The following is a 17191-nucleotide window of genomic DNA, read 5'->3' on the forward strand; positions in this document are numbered from 1 at the left end:
GTCTTCGCAGGGCCTCCTGTTCGCTTGGCGATCCGATTGCCCGGTTCGTCCGCGCCGCAGTCCCTCTCGACAAGTTGAGGCTCGCCCCGATCCGGCTCGCTGGCAAGCGGCGTGATTCGCTAGAGGACATCCCGCCGGTTGACGAGCGGTGGACAACTTGTGACGCGACGCGCGCAAAGCCGCGCGCACCAAGGGGTTGAAATTATCCACCGGAAATGGCGGGGGAACGCCTCAGCGCTGGGCGCGAACCAGCATCAGGGTGACGTTGTCCTTGGCGCCGCGCTTCAGCGTCAGGGCCAGCAGCCGATCGGCGGCGGCCTCGAGGTCGTCCAGGGCCAGGACCGCGCCCAACTCATGGTCCTCCACCAGCCCGGTTAGGCCGTCGGAGCACAGCAGGAAGACGTCGCCCGGCCGGATGTCGCCGTGGGTCTCGGAGAGCTCCAGGGTCCCGGTCGCCCCCACCGCGCGCGTGATGACATTGGAGATCCGCCGCGTTCGGGCCTCCTGTTCGTCCAGGGCGCCGGAATCGATCAGCTCCTGCATCAGGCTGTGGTCGTGGGTGACCCTCATGAGGGCTCCGCCGCGCCGCAGATAGACCCGGCTGTCGCCGGCCCAGACGCAGGCATAATAGTCCTCGTGCGTCAGCAGGACGGCGACGGTTGAGCCGATCACCGCGCCGGGCGACAGCTTGGCGGCATGCTCGACAAGGTCGGCATTGGCCGCGGCCAGTCGTTCGCGAACGGCGTTGAGATAGGCGTAGCCCGACCCCGGTCGCCCCAGGCCCACCAGGGCCTCGACCACCCGCAGGCTGGCCAGGTCGCCGGCCTGGTGCCCGCCCATGCCGTCGGCCACGGCCCACAGCCCGATCTCGGGACGCGCCAGGAAGCGGTCCTCGTTGAGGCTCCGGGAGAGCCCGACATGGGTGCGGCTGGCGGTTACGAAACTGCGTACGCGAGGCGGGGCCGAGGCTCGGCTCATGCCTGGGTGCTCATGGCGTCCAGTTCGGTCAGCTGGCGCTCATAGGCGGCCTTGAAGGCCTGGTTCACGGGGCTGTCGGGATCGCCGTCGGCGCGCATGCGGAACTCGGCGTGCAGCTTGGCGTACTCGGCGAAGGCCATGGCGTCGCGGTTCTTGAGCATCAGGGACTGGCCCTTCAGCCGCGCCTCGGCCTCCTCGGGGGCCAGGGCCTCCAGGGTCGAATCCACGGCGGCGCGCAGACCGGCCATCATGCACAGCAGGTGCTTCTTCATGTCCTGGAACGAGGCCTTCACCGCCGCGGGGCCGGACAGGAACCCCTCTCCGCGCGGCCGCAGAAGGTCGGCGGCCACCCGCTGGGCCGGGGCCCATTTGAAGGGATTGTTGCCCTCGGCGCGGACCGTGGTGCGGGTCATGCGGTACTCGGTCTTGACCGAGGTCCGCTCGCTCATCAGGTCGCCCAGGCCCAGCACCATCTGCTGGTAGACCGCGCCCAACCGGCGCATGACCTCGACCGGGTCCTCGCCGGAAAAGGCCGAGGCGTCCAGGCGCGCGCCATTACAGAAAGCGTCCAGAAGGGAACCGTCGCTAGGGACCTCGGCGGCTTCCGGACCGGCCCAGGCGCTGGGAACGGACAGGGTCGCCCCGGTGATGGTCACGGGCTTCAGCATCGGGCCGCTGAAGGGGGCGTCGAAGGCGCCCCCCTCGGCCTCAGCGGCCTCGACCACGATCAGGTAGCCGCCCAGGCGCAAGGTGTCGCCGGCCTCGATGGCCGCGGGATCGCCGGGCGGCAGGCGGTCGCGGCGCGCGCCGACGAACACCCCGTTGGAGCTGGTGTCGCGCAGGGTCAGCCGGCCGGCCTGCAGGGCGATGACGCAGTGGTTGCGCGAGATCGAGCGTTCAGGGTCGGCGATGGTCCAGCCGGCGGCGGCGTCACGCCCGATCACCAGTTCACCCTCGGCGAGTTCGCGCGACTCCAGGAGCTGGAAGGGGTCGCTCTGGCGGAACAGGCGCAGGACGGCCTTTGAGACCTTGGGCTGGGCCAGGGTTGCGGTCATGGCGCTCAAGGACGGCCTCCGATGATGGTCCGATCGCTCGCATCGTCCTCCAGCACCAGGCGGGTGCGGTCGAGCGCCTGGACGGCGCGCTCGGCGGCGGCGGCGGCGATACGCAGCTCGGCCATGGCCGAGGGTTCGCGGGGCGTGGGGTCGGCCCGGGTCAGGGCCTCGGTCTCCAGGCGGTCCTGCACCGAGGCGGCGAAGCGGTTGAAGCCGTCGAACAACTCGCCGAACTCGTCCTTGCGCGTGTGGGAGATGCGGAAGTCGAGGTCGCCGCGGGTGGCGTCGGCCAGGGCCGCGCCCAGGCGACGGATCGGCCCGGCCACCTGCTTGGCCGCCGCATAGCTCACCGCCACCACGACCCCGAGGGTCACGGCGCTGAGCGCCGCCAGCAGCCAGTGGGAGAGCGAGGCCGCGGCCTCCAACTCGGCGCGGCTGACGGCCACGTCGACCGTGCCGAACGAGCGGCCGGCATAGAGGATCGGCCGCACGAAGCGGAATCCGTCGACGCCCTTTTCCAACTTGGTCCTGGTGACCACGCCGTCTTCGCCCTTGTGGATCGGGGTTTCGCCGCGCGGGGTCTCGTAGATCTGGCCGACCTGGCTGGCGTCGGTGGCGCCGCGGATCAGGCCGTCGGCGTCGACGACCGTGATCTGCTGGATGTTGGGGTCGGCCGAGGCGGCGCGCACGAAGGCGGCCACCGGAGCCCAGTCGCGCTCGTCGGCCGGCAGGGTCGCGTTGTCGGCCGCGGTCAGGGCGGCGTTGGAGGCCACGAACGACGCTATGGCGCCGCCGGACGAGAGCGCCATGCGCTCCATGGCGCGGTCCTGGCGGTTCAGCACCAGGCCCACGCAGACCAGTAGGACCACCGCGGTGATCCCGGCCATGATCAGGGTTAGGCGCGCCTGCAGCGGCAGGTAGCGGCGCACGCCCGCCTGCTCCTCGGCCTGGGCCTCGAGCGACCGCTGCTCGCGGCGCATGGCCTCGGCCAGCTGGCCGCCGTCGGCGAACCGACGCTCGGGCTTCTTGGCCAACAGCTTGCCGATGATGAACTGCAGGCCGCGCGGGCACTCCGGGGCGAGCTCGGCGATGGGGCGCGGATCGTTCTGGGTGATCTGCAGGGCGAGCGTGGCGGCGCTGGTCCCGGCGAAGGCCCGCTGGCCGGTGACCAGTTCATAGAGCACCACGCCGGCGGAGAAGAGATCGGAGCGCCCGTCGATATGACCGCCCAAGGCCTGCTCGGGGCTCATATAGCGCGGAGTGCCCAGGACCTGGCCGACCTGGGTCTTCAGCATTTCCGCCTCGGTGTCGGCCTCGGCCACGCGGGCGATGCCGAAGTCGAGAATCTTCACGCCGCGCCCGTCGGGGGCCAGCAGGATGTTGCTGGGCTTGATGTCGCGGTGAACCACCCCGACCTCGTGGGCGTAGCGCAGGGCCTCGCCCAGCTGGGCGCCGATGGCCAGGACGTCGTCGACCGGGAACTGGCCGATGCGCGCGGCGGCCTTGTCCAGGGGCTCGCCGTCCAGCAGTTCCATGGCGATATAGGGATAGCCGTCGACCTCGCCGACGTCATAGATCGTGACGATATTAGGATGCGACAGGGCGCCAGCCGCCTTGGCCTCGCGCAGGAAACGGGCGACATAGTGCCGGTTCTGGCGGAACTCGGCCTTAAGGACCTTGATCGCCAGGACGCGATTGATGCCCGGGTCATAGGCCCGGTAGACGTCGGCCATCGCGCCTTCGCCGATCCGCGCTTGCACCTCGTAGCGCCCGACCAATTTCAACATGCCCAAGTCCCCGGACCGCGATCCTTTCCGGAGGCTAAGCGGCTACGGTTAAAGGAGAATTCGCGCGGCGCCGCTTTCGGCGAATTATTTCACCTCAGCGGCGCACATTGGCCTGGATCCGCACGGCGCGGTCGAGGTCGCGCTGGATCGCCGGGTTGCCCGGATCGAGCGCCAGGGCCTGGCGCAGCAGCCCCACGGCCTTGTTGATCGCCCCGCGGTTCATCTCCTCCAGGGCCTGGCCGCGCAGTTGGCCGGCGCGGACGGGATTGCGCTGGCCGGCCGGCGCGGCGGCCGCGGCGGGGGCGGGCTTGGCCGGGACGACCTTGCGCGGAACCCCAGGGATCAGCAGGGTCTGGCCGACGCTCATCTGCGAGGGATCGGCGATGTTGTTGTAGCGCGCCAGGCCATAGAACATCAGGCTGTCACCCAGCAGCCGGTCGGCCAGGCTGGACATCGAGTCCCCCGGCCGCACCTTGTAGACGTAGTGCTTCTCGCCCAACAGCTCGCGCGGATCGCGGTCGATCTGGTCCAGCAGTTTGCGGGCCACGGCGTTGCCGGGTTGCTCAGCCAGCACCGCCAGCAGTTCGATCCGGGCCAGGACGCCCTGGCCGGTCCCCAGGAGCTCCACGGCCCGGTTCTGCCGCTCGCGGGCGCTGAGGCCGGGCGTGGCGGCCGGGGCGGCCGGCGCCGGCGCGGCGCGCGTCATAGGCGTGGCGGTGGCTCCCGGCGCGCCCTTCGGCGTCTGGGCGCAGGCCGCTAGGGTGAGGGTCAACAGGGCGGCCAGGAGGATCGGAGATCTCAAGCCACGGCCCTCCGCTTGGTTCCGGCCCGCGGCGGCGCCGGTGGGGCGAGCCGGGCCAGCCAGACCGGGTCGCGCACGGTGCGTACGAAATCCTCGCCGCTCATCGGCTTGGCGAAGAAGAAGCCCTGGATCAGGAAACAGCCGAGGCCGCGTAGGGTCTCGACCTCCTCGCGGGTCTCGGCGCCCTCGGCCAGGACCTGGATGTCGAGGCCGCGGGACAGTTCGACCAGCGCTCGGCAGATGGCCTGGCTGTCGCGGCGTTCGTCGATCTTGGTGACGAACTCGCGGTCGATCTTCAGTTTCGAGAACGGCAGGTTCTTCAGATAGGACAGGCTGGAATAGCCAGCGCCGAAATCGTCGATCGCGACGCTGACACCCAGCGCCCGCAGCTCCTCGACAAGCCTGCGGGTGCGCGCGGCGTCTTCCATGGCGGCGGTCTCGGTGAGCTCGACCTCAAGCGCGCCGGGCGACAGCCGATGGCGCTCCAGGGTGCGCACGATGGTGGTGTTCAACGACGGATCGGCGAACTGGCGGGCCGACAGGTTGACAGCCATCTTCAGGCCGGTGAGGCCCAGGTCCTGCCAGGCGCGGGCCTCGCGGCAGGCGGCGTTCAGCACCCAGAGCCCAACCTCGTCGATCAGGCCGGACTGTTCCAGGATCGGAATGAATTCGGCGGGCGAGACCAGGCCGAGATCGGCGTGGCGCCAGCGCAGCAGGGCCTCGGCGCCGACCACGCGGCCGGTCTCCAGATCGACCACGGGCTGGAAATGCAGCGCCAACTGCTCGCGGGCGATGGCCTGGCGCAGGTCCTGCTCCAGGGAAAATCGCTCCTTGGCCGCGACCGAGGATTGGGCCGAGAAGAACGAGAGCTTGCCGCCTGAGCTTTCCCCCGCCTTGGGCAGGGCCGCGAAGGCCCGGGTCAGCAGGGTGCCGGGATCCTCCCCGTCATGCGGGAAGATCGCCGCGCCCAGATCGACGTCGGGCGAGAGGCGAATATCGGGAAGCTCCTGGCTGAGCACATAGCCCAGCGCCTGGAGCTCGTTGGCGGCCACATGCGGCGCGTCGACGCCCGCGAACCAGATGCCGAAGCAGTCGCGGTCGACTTGGGCCACGACGCGGCTGGGCTGCAGGGCGCCGGAGAGGCGTTGGGCGAAGGCGGCGAGCGCGCGTTCGGCCGCGCCCTGGTCAAAGGCCGCCAGCCGGTCGTAGTCAGCGAACCGCACCACGCCCAGCACGACGGTGTGGGCCACATCCTTCACGTCGGCGTCGAGGACGGCCAGGAACGGCTCACGGGTCGGCAGGCCGGTGATCGGGTGACGATTGGTCAGACGGTGACGCTGGCCGTCCAGGCGGGCGGCGATCTGGGTGACGTCGCGCATCATGCGACCGACGCTGTCCGAGAAGCCCTGTGGCAGGGCCGAGACCTCGCGGCCCTCGGCGCAGGCCTCCAGCGCCCGGCCCAACAGGCCCAAGGGTCGCAACAGCAGCGACAGCAGGACCAGGACGGCGGCCGCCCCGCAGAAGGCGCCCGCAAGCGTCGCGGCGCGGGTCAGGCCCTCGCCCGGCGCCAGCCATCCGACAAAGGGAAACGCCACGGCGATCACGGCCAGGGCCACGATCTTTCCGCGGAAGCCGATCAACGGCAACCTCGCCAGCGCTCCGTATGTCCAGAGTCTCAAATCTTCACCACGGCGGCCGTCCCCACGAAGACCTCGGCGGACATAATGCCGCACCGTCCTCTACCGCCTGGTGAAGATGTATCCCTTACAGAAGGTGACCGGGCGGCCGGCCGAGACCGCGGTCCCGGCGCAACCCTTGGGGTCGCCCCCTACTCCGCCGCGGCGGTCGCCTTGGGCGCACGGCGGACTTCCACCACCCGAACCCGCGTGCCGTCCAGGACCAGGGCCAGTTCGCCGCGCTTCAGCCGCAGGGCGTCCTCGCCGAACGCCTCGCGGCGCCAACCGGTGAGCGCCTGGGTCTTGGCGTTGTCGTCATTGGCGATCTGTTCCAGGTCCGAGACCGTGGCGATCAGCTTGGACGCCACCCCGGCGTCCTCGGCTCGCGCCTTCAACAGCACCTTCAGCAGCTCGACCACCGCACCGGCGGCGGGCGAGACCTGCACCTTGCTGCGTTCGATCACCGGGGCGTAGCCCTCGGGGTCCTTCAGCGCCTCGCGGACGGCGGCCAGCAGGTCGGGGCCGAACCGCGAGCCCGAGAAGCCCTTGGGCACGGAGCGCAGACGATCCAGGGCGTCGGCGTCGGTCGGGGCCTGGGTGGCGATCTCGTCGATGGCGTCGTCCTTGAGGATCCGGCCGCGCGGCTGGTCGCGCATCTGGGCGGTGCGTTCGCGCCAGGCGGCGACCGACTTGAAGATCGCCAGGTATTTCGAGGTATGGCGCCGCGGCTTGAGTCGCTTCCAGGCGTTCTCCGGCTCCACGTCGTAGACCGCCGGGTCGCACAGGCCCTGCATCTCGTCGACCACCCAGGTGAGGCGGCCTTCCTTCTCAAGGCGGTCGCGCAGCATCGGATAGAGCTCGGCCAGGTGCGTCACGTCGCCCAGGGCGTAGACCAGCTGGGCGTCGGTCAGCGGCCGGCGCGCCCAGTCGGTGAAGCGCGACGACTTGTCGATCTCAAGCTTCAGCATCTGGCGGACCAGGGCGTCATAGGCGATCTGCTCGCCGAACCCGGCGGCCATGCCGGCCACCTGGGTGTCGAACAGGGGCTGCGGCATCGCATTCAGATTGTTGAAGATTTCAACATCCTGGCGGGCGGCGTGGAACACCTTCTCGATGCTCGGGTCGCGCAGGATCTCCAGGAACGGTTCGAGATCGATCCCGTCGGCCAACGGATCGATCACCGCTTCAGCGGAGGGTGCGGCGGCCTGGATCAGGCAGAGCTTGGGCCAGTAGGTGGTTTCGCGCATGAACTCGGTGTCTACTGCGACGAAGGGCTGGCCTTTGATTTTGTCGCAGAACGCCTGGAGCTCGGCGGTGGTTGTAATCGGCGTCATCAAGTAGCTATACGCTCGCCAGTGGCCGAGTCTGCAAGCGCCGGATGCGCGCGGAGGCCAATTTCTTGCCCGCCCTGAGTCCTAAAGGCGTCACATGACCGACCGGCCCAATGGCCTCACCTACGCTCAGGCCGGCGTCGACATCGACGCCGGGAACGACCTGATCGAGCGCATCAAGCCCTTGGCCAAGGCCACGCGGCGACCGGGGGCGGACGCCGCCCTTGGAGGGTTCGGCGCGTTGTTCGACCTGAAGGCGGCCGGCTATTCCGATCCCCTGCTGGTCTCCACCACCGACGGCGTCGGCACCAAGCTGAAGATCGCCATCGAGACCGGCCAGCACGACACCGTGGGGATCGACCTGGTGGCCATGTGCGTCAACGACCTGTTGGCCCAGGGCGCCGAGCCCCTGCTGTTCCTGGACTATTTCGCCACCGGCAAGCTGAACGTCGAGGAGGCGACGCGGGTGGTCGGCGGCATCGCCGAAGGCTGCAAGCAGGCCGGCTGCGCGCTGGTGGGCGGCGAGACCGCCGAGATGCCGGGCATGTATTCCGAGGGCGATTACGACTTGGCCGGCTTCTCCGTCGGGGCGGTCGAGCGCGGCGCGGTGCTGCCGACCCTGGATACGCAAAAGGCCGGCGACGTGCTGATCGCGCTGGGCTCCAGCGGCCCGCACTCCAACGGCTATTCCCTGGTCCGCCGGGTGGTCGAGCGTTCGGGCCTGGCCTGGGACGCCTCCGCCCCGTTCGCACCGGGCAAGACCTTGGCGCAGGCGCTGATGGCCCCCACCCGCATCTACATCAAGAGCGTCCTGCCGCAGATCAAGGCCGGCCGCATCAAGGGCGCGGCCCACATCACGGGCGGCGGGCTGATCGAGAACCCGCCGCGCGCCATCGCCGACGGCCTGATCGCCCGGTTCGACTGGGACGCCTGGGCCCTGCCCCCGGTCTTCCAATGGCTGGCGGAGGTGGGCGGGATCTCCGAACACGAACTGCGGCGCACCTTCAACTGTGGCGTCGGCATGGTGCTGATCGTCGCGCCCGAGCACCTGTCGGACACGCTGGACGGCCTGCTGGCCGCCGGCGAGGAAGCCTTCGTCTGCGGCGAACTGGCGGCGGCCTGAGCACCCTTTTCCCTCCTCTCTATGGGGAAGGAAAAGAGCCCTACTCCCCCCGAAACACCGCCGTCCGCTTCTGATTGAAGGCGGCGACGCCTTCGCGGCGGTCCTTGGTCTTGAACAGGCGGTTGTACTGGACGAGCTCCAGGGCCATGGCCTTGTCCAGCGGCAGGGCGGCGCCGCCCTGGACCACGGCCTTCAGGGCCTTGACCGACAGGGGCGCTTTGGAAGCGATCACCCGGGCGCGCTCCAACACCTGTGGCATCAGCTCGTCGGCCGGGACGACCCGATTGAGGAGGCCGAAATCCAGGGCCTGGGCCGCATCGATCGGCAGGCCCGACATCAAGAGCTCCGAGGCGCGCCGCGCGCCGGCGGCGCGGACGATGTACTGGGTGCCTCCCAGACCTGGGATGATGCCGAGCCCCACCTCGGGCAGGCCCAAACGCGCCGTGCTCGAGCCCCAGGCGAAGTCGCAGGCCAAGGCCATCTCGCAGCCGCCCCCCATGGCCGCGCCGTTCACGGCCGCGATGATCGGGAACGGACAGGCGAGCTGGGCGCGGATCATCGCCTCGAACATCACGTGCTGCTCGCCCCAGGCGGCGTCGGTCATGCCGTCACGTTCCTTGAGGTCGGCCCCGGCGCAGAAGAACCGCCCCGCCCCGGTCAGAACCGCGACCCGGACCTTGGGGTCCTTGGCCAGGGTCTTCCACAGCGCCAGTAGTTCCTCGCCCATGGCGGTGCTGAGCGCGTTGGCGGCGTCGGGTCGCGAGAGCGTCACCACCCGCACGCCCTCGCCAGCCTCGCTCACCGTGATCGTCTTCAGTTTCATGTCCCCTTCGGTCACGCCTCTTGAGGTCCGGCGACGAGCCCCACGTCGTGCAGCCGCGCTATCTCTACGCCCGAAAGCCCCAGCACCTCACTGAGCACCTCGTCAGTATGTTGCCCCAGCCGCGAGGCGGGCCGGGCCGGCGCTCGCGCCTCCTGCGGGATGGTCCCGGCGAAGCCCGCCGCCGGATAGGTCCGCCCGCTGGGATGGACGATGTCGGCATAGACCGGGTTGTCCTTGAACAGGCGCGGGTCCTCAGCGGCCTGGCTCATCGGCTGGTAGGGGCCCCAGCAGACCCCTTCCCGCTCGAAGGCCGGAAGCAGATCGGCCAGGGTCTTGCGGGCGAAGGCGGCCTCGAAGATCGGCAGCAGGCGGGCCCGGTGATCGAAGCGCAGTCCCTCGTCAGCGGCGAAGCTCAGGGCCAGCTCGGCTTCGAGCGCCGCGACCGGCGCCTCGATCTCCAGGACCTGCTGCAGGCCCTTCCACTGCCGGGCGGTGATCGCCACCAGCATGATCCGGCGGCCATCCTTCAGCACGAAGTCGCGGCCGAAGGCGCCGTAGAGGTCATTGCCCATCCGCGGCCGGTCCGAGCCGACCAGGGACTCCGCCAGGTAGCCGAGGTTGGCCATTGTGGATCCGGCGATATCCGACAGCGGGATGCGGATCTCGCGCCCCTTGCCGTCCTTGGCCCGCGCGCTCACCGCCGCCACCAGGGCGAAGGCGGCGTAGGCCCCGGTCAGGAGGTCCCAGGCCGGAAGGACATGGTTCACCGGCCGTGGATCGTCGGGATGGCCGGTCATCAATGGCACGCCGACGGCGCTGTTGACCGTGTAGTCCACCGCCGGTCCGCCGTCGGCCCAGCCCATGATCCGGGCGCAGATCAGGTCGGGCCGCAGGGCGGCGAGTTTTTCGTAGGAGAGGAAGCCCTCGACCGGGAAGTTGGTGACGAACACGCCGCCCTCATCGCCGGGCGCCGCGGCAAGGCGCGCGGCCAGGTCCCGGCCCTCGGGACGGGAGAGGTCGATGGCGATGGATTTCTTCGACTTGTTCAGCCCTTCCCAATAGAGGCTGTCGCCGCCGGGCGTCAGCGGCCAGCGGCGGAAATCGGGGCCGCCGCCGATATTGTCGAAGCGGATCACCTCGGCGCCGAGCTGGGCCAGGTAGAGGCCGCAGGTCGGCCCCGCCACGAAGGCCGAGCCCTCGACCACCCGCAGACCCTTCAAGAGATCGTACATGCACCCTCCCGCTCGTCCCGGCGAAGGCCGGGATCCAGATGCATCCGCGGTGTTTCGTGATTTCGCTGCATTCACGGAGCTCTACGATCTGGGCCCCGGCCTTCGCCGGGGTGAGCGGCTGTTTAGAACGACTTGGGCATGCCCAGCGCGTGGGTGCCCACATGGCTGAGGATCAGGTTCGTGGAGATCGGGGCCACCTGGTAGAGCCGAGTTTCGCGGAACTTCCGCTCGATGTCGTATTCCTCGGCGAAGCCGAAGCCGCCGTGGGTCTGCAGGCAGGTGTCGGCGGCGAACCAGGAGGCTTCGGAAGCGAGAAGTTTCGCCATGTTGGCCTCGGTGCCACAGGGCTGGCCGGCCTCGAACATGGCCGCGGCCTTCTGCACCATCAGCTCGGCGGCGCTGACCTGGACGTGGGCGCGGGCGATCGGGAACTGGACGCCTTGATTCTGGCCGATCGCGCGGCCGAACACATGGCGCTCCTTGGCGTAGGCGCTGGCCCGGTCGATGAAGAACTTGCCGTCGCCGATACATTCGGCGGCGATCAGGATCCGCTCGGCGTTCATGCCGTCCAGGATGTAGCGGAAGCCCTTGCCCTCCTCGCCGACTAGGTTCTCGGCAGGCACCTCCAGGTCGTCGAAGAACAGCTCGGTGGTGGCGTGGTTGAGCATGGTGCGCACCGGCCGGATGGTCAGGCCGTTCCCCACCGCCTGACGCAGGTCGACCAGCAGGACGCTCATCCCGTCCGAGGACCGGGCGGCCTGCTCCCGCGGCGTCGTCCGCACCAGCAGCACCATGAGATCGGAGTGCTCGGCCCGGCTGATCCAGATCTTTTGGCCGCGGACCACGTACTTGTCGCCGACGCGCTTGGCGAAGGTGGAGATGCGGGTGGTGTCGGTGCCGGCCCCGGGCTCGGTGACGCCGAAGGCCTGCAGGCGCAGTTCGCCGGTGGCGACCTTGGGGAGATAGGCTTGCTTCTGGGCCTGGCTGCCGTGCTTCAGCACCGTGCCCATGGTGTACATCTGGGCGTGGCAGGCGCCGCCGTTGCAGCCCGAGCGGTGGATCTCCTCCAGGACCGCGGTGGCCGCCGACAGACCTAGGCCCGAACCGCCGTACTCCTCCGGTATCAGGACAGAGAGGAAGCCAGCCTCGGTCAGGGCCGTGACGAAGGTGGTCGGGTAGGTCCGCTCGCGGTCGAGCGCGCGCCAGTATTCGCCCGGGAACTGGGCGCACAGCTTGCGCACCGCCTCGCGGATTTCAGGGAAGCTCTCACCGGCCGCTGTGCTCACCTATTTCCTCCTCGCCCAAGGGTTCAGCTAGCGCATGGCGCGGCCCTTGGAAACGGCCAGATCAGACGTGACCGTGCGTGAGTCAAACCTGCGCGTAAGGCTGAATCGAATCCAAGGTTACTGAATTTCAACCTTGTTCTGATGGAACTTCACGGGTGCGGAACTGTTCGATGACCATGGACGGGTTGAGTATGAACCGCGAGCAACGCTTACGCCGAGAAGCTCTGAGCCTCTGGAAAGCCTTGAGTTCCGATCCGCCGCCGCGCGGGCTGGACGGCCCACGCCTGTTGGATGCGGCGCTGGGCTTGAGGGCCCCGGGCGACTACGACCGCATCCATTCCCCGCATCTGCGCGCCAGCCAGATCACCCGGCCGAAATAGCCGCCGATCAGACCCGGATCTCGAAATAGGCTGTGTCGCTGCCGGCGCTGTAGGCCAACACCTTGATGCGGCAGTCGCGCCCGTCGTCGAGCTTCAGGCCCGCGTCGCCGGCGCGGAACAGCGCCTCGGCGGTCTCGGGCGTCGTGCGCAACAGGCCCCGCAGCGGACTGTAGGCCGAGGCCAGGGTCTTCATCTGTCCGGTGATCTCATAGTCGACCGTCCCGTCGAACCCCTGGAAACGAAGCTCGCCGGTTCCGGCGGTCACGGGCGGCGGGTTCTTGCGGATGACGCGTTCCTCCAGAGACAACCAAGCCCCGCCCGGCGGGGAAGCCGAACGGGGCCTGTTTATCGCGGCGGGTCCGCTGGGACCGGGGTGGGGCTCGTCGCCGCGTATCGTGTTAACGCGGTGACGCTTCGCCTGTTCCCGAAAATCTTCAGCCGACGATCTGATCTTCAGTGAAGAACTGGGCGATCTCGATCTTGGCGTTGTCCTGGCTGTCGGAACCGTGGACGGAGTTCTCGCCGACATTGAGCGCGAACAGCTTGCGGATGGTGCCGGCGGCCGCCTGTTCCGGATTGGTGGCGCCCATGACTTCGCGGTACTTGGCCACGGCGTTGTCGCCTTCCAGGACCTGCACGACCACCGGGGCCGAAGTCATGGTCTCGACCAGCTCGCCGTAGAACGGGCGCTCCTTGTGAACTTCGTAGAACGTCTTGGCCTGGGCCTCGGTCATGCGGATGCGACGCTGCGCGACGATGCGCAGGCCGGCGTCTTCGATCACCGCGTTGATCTTGCCGGTCAGGTTCCGCTTGGTCGCGTCGGGCTTGATGATCGAGAAGGTGCGTTCGGTCATTGTATGGACTTGTCTTCTTATTGGGGAGACGCGGACGGTCCGCGCGGGGTGGCGGGCTTATAGCCGCACGATGTGACATCGCCAAGCACAGCGGTCGCCATGGGCCGCGACCTCTGCTAAGGCCCCGCCCTCGCCATGCTGCAAATCAATGATCTGACTTTCGACGCCTGGGGCCGCCGGTTTTTCGACCATGCGAGCGTCAGCCTCCCCGTGGGCGCCATGGTGGGGCTCGTGGGCCGCAACGGCGTGGGCAAGACCACGCTCTTCAAGCTGATCCTGGATGAGCTGCACGCCGGCGACGGCGAGATCGGCTATCCCAAGTCGGCGCGCATCGCCTCGGTGGACCAGGAGCACCCGGCCACCCCCGTCACCCTGCTGGACACCGTGCTGGCCGCCGACGAGGAGCGCGAGCGCCTCAACGCCGAGCTGGAGACCGCCGAGCCCGAGCACCTGGGCGAGATCTACGCCCGGCTGGCCGATATCGGCGCCGATCGCGCGCCATCGCGGGCGGCCGAGATCCTGTCGGGCCTCGGCTTCTCCAACGCCGACCTGGCGCGGCCGATGTCGGAGTTCTCCGGCGGCTGGCGGATGCGGGTGGCGCTCGCCGCGGCCCTGTTCGCCGAGCCCGACCTGCTGCTGCTGGACGAACCGACCAACTATCTCGACCTGGAAGGCGCGCTCTGGCTGGAGGCCCGGCTGAAGAAGTACCCGCACACGGCGGTGATCATCAGCCACGACCGCGAAATCCTGAACAACAGCTGCGACCACATCCTGCATCTCGCCGACGGCAAGCTGACCCTCTATGCCGGCGGCTACGACAGCTTCGAGCGTCAGCGCGAGGAGAAGGCGCGTCTGCAGGAAGCCAACAAGGCCAAGGTCGACGCCCAGCGCGCCCACCTCCAGGCCTTCGTTGACCGCTTCCGCGCCAAGGCGTCCAAGGCCACCCAGGCCCAGTCGCGCCTGAAGATGCTACAGAAACTGCCGCCGGTTTCCTCCGTGGTGGCCGAGCACGTCGCGCCCTTCGTCCTGCCCTCTCCCGAACGGCCCCTGGCGCCGCCGCTGCTGCGGCTGGAAGGCGTGTCGGCCGGCTATGACGAGACGCCGATCCTCAGGCACATGAACCTGCGGCTGGACCTGGACGACCGCATCGGCCTGCTGGGCGTCAACGGGGCGGGCAAGTCGACCTTCGCCAAGCTGATCGCCGGCGCCCTACAGCCCCAGGCCGGCGAGCTGAGGCGCTCGCCCCGGCTCAAGGTCGGATGGTTCCACCAGCACCAGATCGAAGCCCTGGATCCCAGCGACACGCCGCTGGACATCATCCGCGCGGTGATGCCCGAGGCCTCCGAGGCCAGCCGCCGCGCCCGCCTGGCGCAGTACGGCCTGGGCCACCAGAAGGTCGACACCACGGTCGACAACCTGTCGGGCGGTGAGCGCGCGCGCCTGCTGCTGAACCTTGTGGCCATGGAAGCGCCGCACCTCCTGATCCTCGACGAACCGACCAACCACCTGGACATCGACTCGCGCCGCGCCCTGCTGGACGCGCTGAACAACTACGAGGGCGCGGTGATCCTGATCACCCACGACCGCTCGCTGATGGAGTTGGTGGCCGATCGGCTTTGGCTGGCCGCGGACGGCGGCATCGAACCCTTCGACGGGGACATGGACGACTACGCCAAGTTCGTCATCGACCGTGCCAAGCAGGCCGGCCGCGCCCCGACCCAGGTCCGCGCGCCGGAACCCGTCGCGCCACCGAAGCCGGTCGCCGCGCCGAAGGCCAAGGTCCCCACCGGCACCGCCCGCCGCCGCGCCGAGGCCGCGGAGGCTGCGCTCGGCCGGGCCACCCAAGCCCTCGCCGAGATCGACAAGGCGCTCACCGACCCCAAGGTCTTCGCCCAGAACCCCGCCAAGGCCGCCGATCTCGGCCGCAGGCGCGACCAGGCACAGGCCGCGCTCGACGCCGCCGAACTAGAGTGGCTGGAGGCCAACGAGGCCTATGAGACGGTCAAGAGCGACGCTTGAGGCCGTTCGGGCGGCACGGGTCTATGCCGAGCGCGCCCAGCGCCACGACACCGACGCGGACCATTGCAAGGCTTGCGGGGAACTGCTGAACATTCCCAACGACGACACCTGCTAGGCGACGCCCCATGCCCGACGAAGCTCGCATCGTCTATCTGCTGCTGGTCCTGGTGCTGCTGGCTCCGGCCGGCGTCGCGGCCCTGCGCCGTATCTTCCGCAAGAAGGACCACTAGGCATCGGCCCCGGGCGCATCGTACTGATCCCAGGATCAGTCAGGGACCCTGCCATGCGCGCCATCCTCGCCGCCGCTCTCCTCGTCGCCACGCCGGCCCTCGCGGCGCCGAAACCCGATCCGCAGCTTTCGGGCGTCGCTAAGGATGTCAGCGAGGCGCGGCTGCGGAGCACGATCGAGAAGCTGGTGGGTTTCGGCACCCGCCACACCCTGTCGGACCGCGCCTCCGACACCCGCGGCATCGGGGCCGCCGAGCGCTGGGCGGCTTCCGAGTTCGAGGCTCTGTCCAAGGCCTGCGGCGGCTGCCTGGAGGTCGCCGTACCCAAGCAAACCTTCACCGGCCGCCGGGTTCCCCAACCGACCGAGATCGGCGCGATCCTGGCGATCCAGAAGGGGACCACCGATCCGGACCGGGTCATCGTCATCTCCGGCCATATCGACAGCCGGGTCAGCGATCCGATGAACGCCACGGCCGACGCGCCGGGCGCCAACGACGACGCCTCGGGGGTGGCCGCGGTGATGGAGGCCGCCCGGGTGCTGTCGAAGCACAGGTTCCCGGCGACCCTGGTCTATGCCGCCCTGGAGGGCGAGGAACAGGGCCTCTATGGCGGCAAGGTGCTGGCCGCCTTCGCCAAGGCGCGCGGCTGGCGGGTCGAGGCCAATCTCAACAACGACATCGTCGGCAACATCCACGGCGCCGGCGGCGAGACCGTGCGCGACCGGGTCCGGGTGTTCGCCGAGGGCACCAAGAGCGTCGAGACGCCGGAACAGGCCAGCCAGCGCCGCTACAATGGCGGCGAGGTCGACAGCCCTTCGCGCAATCTCGCGCGCTTCGCCGACGCGCTCGCCGAGCGCCAGGCCGCCGACCTGGGCCAGCTGGACGTGATGATGGTCTATCGCACGGACCGCTTCGGCCGCGGCGGCGACCAGGTCGAGATGCTGGCCGCGGGCTTCCCGGCCATCCGCGTCACCGAGGCCGCCGAGCACTATGACCGCCAGCACCAAGACCTGCGTACAGAGAACGGCCGGGTCTATGGCGACACGATCGAGGGGGTCGACTTTCCCTACCTGGCCCGGGTCACCCGGCTGAACGTGATGACAATGGCCGCCCTGGCCCGCGCGCCAGCGCCACCGGAGGGCGTCAAGATCGAGGGCGCGGTCTCGCCCGACACCAAGGTGAGCTGGACCGCCGTCCCCGGCGCGACGGGCTATCGCGTCCACTGGCGCGGCACGACCGAGCCGCAATGGTCCAAGGCCCGTGACACGACGGCCACCAGCGAGACCCTCAAGGGCGTGGTGATCGACGACTGGTTCTTCGGCGTGTCGTCGGTGGCCGCCGACGGGTCCGAGAGCCCGGTGGTGTTCCCGGGCCCGGCGGGATCGTTCGTGTCGGTGGCGCCGGCGCCGCCGGCGAACTAGCCCTTACCCGCACTTCACCTCTTTCACGACGCCGGTCGCGGCGTCGTAGAAGAAGTTCAGCCGCCGCGGATTGAAGTCCATGGTCACCGGGCAGGTGGTGCAGGCCACCCGCTGCCGGTTCGGCTGCACCGGCACCGGGATCTCGGTGCGCGAGCGGCCGACATAGGTCTGGGCTTCGGCCGCCCCGCACTGGTCGG

16 protein-coding genes and 1 pseudogene are annotated in these 17191 nt (G+C 69.3%); 5 read left to right on the top strand and 12 right to left on the bottom strand.

Going from position 1 to position 17191, the window contains the following annotated elements; genetic code table 11:
- Window positions 1-231: 231 nt before the first annotated feature.
- The 6 genes from V6M51_RS14730 to rnd form a co-directional block, all read right to left on the bottom strand.
- Window positions 232-978, bottom strand: a complete 747-nt coding sequence (locus tag V6M51_RS14730) for a PP2C family protein-serine/threonine phosphatase (RefSeq protein WP_332768314.1) — start codon at window positions 976-978, stop codon at window positions 232-234.
- A complete protein-coding gene (gene tagH / locus V6M51_RS14735; RefSeq protein ID WP_332768358.1) occupies window positions 975-2033 on the bottom strand; it encodes a type VI secretion system-associated FHA domain protein TagH in 1059 nt (352 codons plus the stop codon). Before tagH ends, V6M51_RS14730 begins: the two co-directional genes overlap by 4 nt.
- A gap of 5 nt (window positions 2034-2038) precedes the next feature.
- Window positions 2039-3820: a protein kinase domain-containing protein gene (locus tag V6M51_RS14740; protein ID WP_332768316.1), complete on the bottom strand. Its 1782-nt coding sequence runs from the start codon at window positions 3818-3820 to the stop codon at window positions 2039-2041.
- A 94-nt stretch (window positions 3821-3914) separates the two neighbouring features.
- On the bottom strand, window positions 3915-4622 hold the full coding sequence (locus V6M51_RS14745; protein ID WP_332768317.1) for a LysM peptidoglycan-binding domain-containing protein: 708 nt from the start codon (window positions 4620-4622) through the stop codon (window positions 3915-3917).
- Entirely contained in the window at window positions 4619-6262 is a 1644-nt protein-coding gene (locus tag V6M51_RS14750) for a bifunctional diguanylate cyclase/phosphodiesterase (RefSeq protein WP_332768319.1), read from the bottom strand. The genes V6M51_RS14745 and V6M51_RS14750 overlap by 4 nt, the downstream gene beginning before the upstream one ends.
- Window positions 6263-6450: 188 nt before the next feature.
- On the bottom strand, window positions 6451-7632 hold the full coding sequence (gene rnd / locus V6M51_RS14755) for a ribonuclease D (protein ID WP_332768320.1): 1182 nt from the start codon (window positions 7630-7632) through the stop codon (window positions 6451-6453).
- A 94-nt stretch (window positions 7633-7726) separates the two neighbouring features.
- Between rnd and purM the strand changes: the two genes are divergently transcribed.
- Window positions 7727-8752 (top strand): phosphoribosylformylglycinamidine cyclo-ligase, encoded by a 1026-nt coding sequence (gene purM / locus V6M51_RS14760; protein WP_332768322.1) that lies wholly within the window; start codon window positions 7727-7729, stop codon window positions 8750-8752.
- A 40-nt stretch (window positions 8753-8792) separates the two neighbouring features.
- Here purM and V6M51_RS14765 read toward each other — a convergent pair whose 3' ends face one another.
- The 3 genes from V6M51_RS14765 to V6M51_RS14775 form a co-directional block, all read right to left on the bottom strand.
- Window positions 8793-9575: an enoyl-CoA hydratase/isomerase family protein gene (locus V6M51_RS14765; protein ID WP_332768324.1), complete on the bottom strand. Its 783-nt coding sequence runs from the start codon at window positions 9573-9575 to the stop codon at window positions 8793-8795.
- An 11-nt stretch (window positions 9576-9586) separates the two neighbouring features.
- Window positions 9587-10807 (bottom strand): CoA transferase, encoded by a 1221-nt coding sequence (locus V6M51_RS14770; protein ID WP_332768325.1) that lies wholly within the window; start codon window positions 10805-10807, stop codon window positions 9587-9589.
- Between the two features lie 122 nt (window positions 10808-10929).
- Complete coding sequence (locus V6M51_RS14775; RefSeq protein ID WP_332768326.1) at window positions 10930-12093, bottom strand: acyl-CoA dehydrogenase family protein; 1164 nt, start codon at window positions 12091-12093, stop codon at window positions 10930-10932.
- Between the two features lie 242 nt (window positions 12094-12335).
- Here V6M51_RS14775 and V6M51_RS14780 point away from each other — a divergent pair, with 242 nt between their 5' ends.
- Complete coding sequence (locus tag V6M51_RS14780; protein WP_332768328.1) at window positions 12336-12473, top strand: hypothetical protein; 138 nt, start codon at window positions 12336-12338, stop codon at window positions 12471-12473.
- A 7-nt stretch (window positions 12474-12480) separates the two neighbouring features.
- Here V6M51_RS14780 and V6M51_RS14785 read toward each other — a convergent pair whose 3' ends face one another.
- Complete coding sequence (locus V6M51_RS14785) at window positions 12481-12780, bottom strand: hypothetical protein (RefSeq protein WP_332768330.1); 300 nt, start codon at window positions 12778-12780, stop codon at window positions 12481-12483.
- Between the two features lie 127 nt (window positions 12781-12907).
- Window positions 12908-13327 carry a nucleoside-diphosphate kinase gene (gene ndk, locus V6M51_RS14790; RefSeq protein ID WP_332768332.1) on the bottom strand — a complete coding sequence of 140 codons (420 nt, stop codon included), beginning with the start codon at window positions 13325-13327 and terminating at the stop codon, window positions 12908-12910.
- 135 nt (window positions 13328-13462) lie between these two features.
- Between ndk and V6M51_RS14795 the strand changes: the two genes are divergently transcribed.
- The 3 genes from V6M51_RS14795 (at window position 13463) to V6M51_RS14805 (ending at window position 16994) form a co-directional block, all read left to right on the top strand.
- Window positions 13463-15346 carry an ABC-F family ATP-binding cassette domain-containing protein gene (locus tag V6M51_RS14795; protein ID WP_332768334.1) on the top strand — a complete coding sequence of 628 codons (1884 nt, stop codon included), beginning with the start codon at window positions 13463-13465 and terminating at the stop codon, window positions 15344-15346.
- The gene (locus V6M51_RS14800; RefSeq protein WP_332768336.1) at window positions 15321-15461 is read left to right on the top strand and encodes a hypothetical protein; all 141 of its coding nucleotides are present in this window, start codon (window positions 15321-15323) and stop codon (window positions 15459-15461) included. The genes V6M51_RS14795 and V6M51_RS14800 overlap by 26 nt, the downstream gene beginning before the upstream one ends.
- 168 nt (window positions 15462-15629) lie before the next feature.
- Complete coding sequence (locus tag V6M51_RS14805; RefSeq protein ID WP_332768337.1) at window positions 15630-16994, top strand: M28 family peptidase; 1365 nt, start codon at window positions 15630-15632, stop codon at window positions 16992-16994.
- A gap of 3 nt (window positions 16995-16997) precedes the next feature.
- Here the strand turns inward: V6M51_RS14805 and V6M51_RS14810 are convergent.
- Window positions 16998-17191, bottom strand: a pseudogene (locus V6M51_RS14810) (peptidase inhibitor I78); the annotation flags it as partial.

The organism is Phenylobacterium sp. (genome assembly GCF_036677185.1).
Taxonomy (GTDB): domain Bacteria; phylum Pseudomonadota; class Alphaproteobacteria; order Caulobacterales; family Caulobacteraceae; genus Phenylobacterium.

What these genes read in the sequence shown, in the direction of transcription:
- V6M51_RS14730 (WP_332768314.1), bottom strand. Translation starts at nt 978, where the DNA reads ATGAGCCGAGCCTCGGCCCCGCCTCGCGTACGCAGTTTCGTAACCGCC.
- tagH (WP_332768358.1), bottom strand. Translation starts at nt 2,033, where the DNA reads ATGACCGCAACCCTGGCCCAGCCCAAGGTCTCAAAGGCCGTCCTGCGC.
- V6M51_RS14740 (WP_332768316.1), bottom strand. Translation starts at nt 3,820, where the DNA reads ATGTTGAAATTGGTCGGGCGCTACGAGGTGCAAGCGCGGATCGGCGAA.
- rnd (WP_332768320.1), bottom strand. Translation starts at nt 7,632, where the DNA reads ATGACGCCGATTACAACCACCGCCGAGCTCCAGGCGTTCTGCGACAAA.
- purM (WP_332768322.1), top strand. Translation starts at nt 7,727, where the DNA reads ATGACCGACCGGCCCAATGGCCTCACCTACGCTCAGGCCGGCGTCGAC.
- V6M51_RS14765 (WP_332768324.1), bottom strand. Translation starts at nt 9,575, where the DNA reads ATGAAACTGAAGACGATCACGGTGAGCGAGGCTGGCGAGGGCGTGCGG.
- V6M51_RS14770 (WP_332768325.1), bottom strand. Translation starts at nt 10,807, where the DNA reads ATGTACGATCTCTTGAAGGGTCTGCGGGTGGTCGAGGGCTCGGCCTTC.
- ndk (WP_332768332.1), bottom strand. Translation starts at nt 13,327, where the DNA reads ATGACCGAACGCACCTTCTCGATCATCAAGCCCGACGCGACCAAGCGG.
- V6M51_RS14795 (WP_332768334.1), top strand. Translation starts at nt 13,463, where the DNA reads ATGCTGCAAATCAATGATCTGACTTTCGACGCCTGGGGCCGCCGGTTT.
- V6M51_RS14800 (WP_332768336.1), top strand. Translation starts at nt 15,321, where the DNA reads ATGAGACGGTCAAGAGCGACGCTTGAGGCCGTTCGGGCGGCACGGGTC.
- V6M51_RS14805 (WP_332768337.1), top strand. Translation starts at nt 15,630, where the DNA reads ATGCGCGCCATCCTCGCCGCCGCTCTCCTCGTCGCCACGCCGGCCCTC.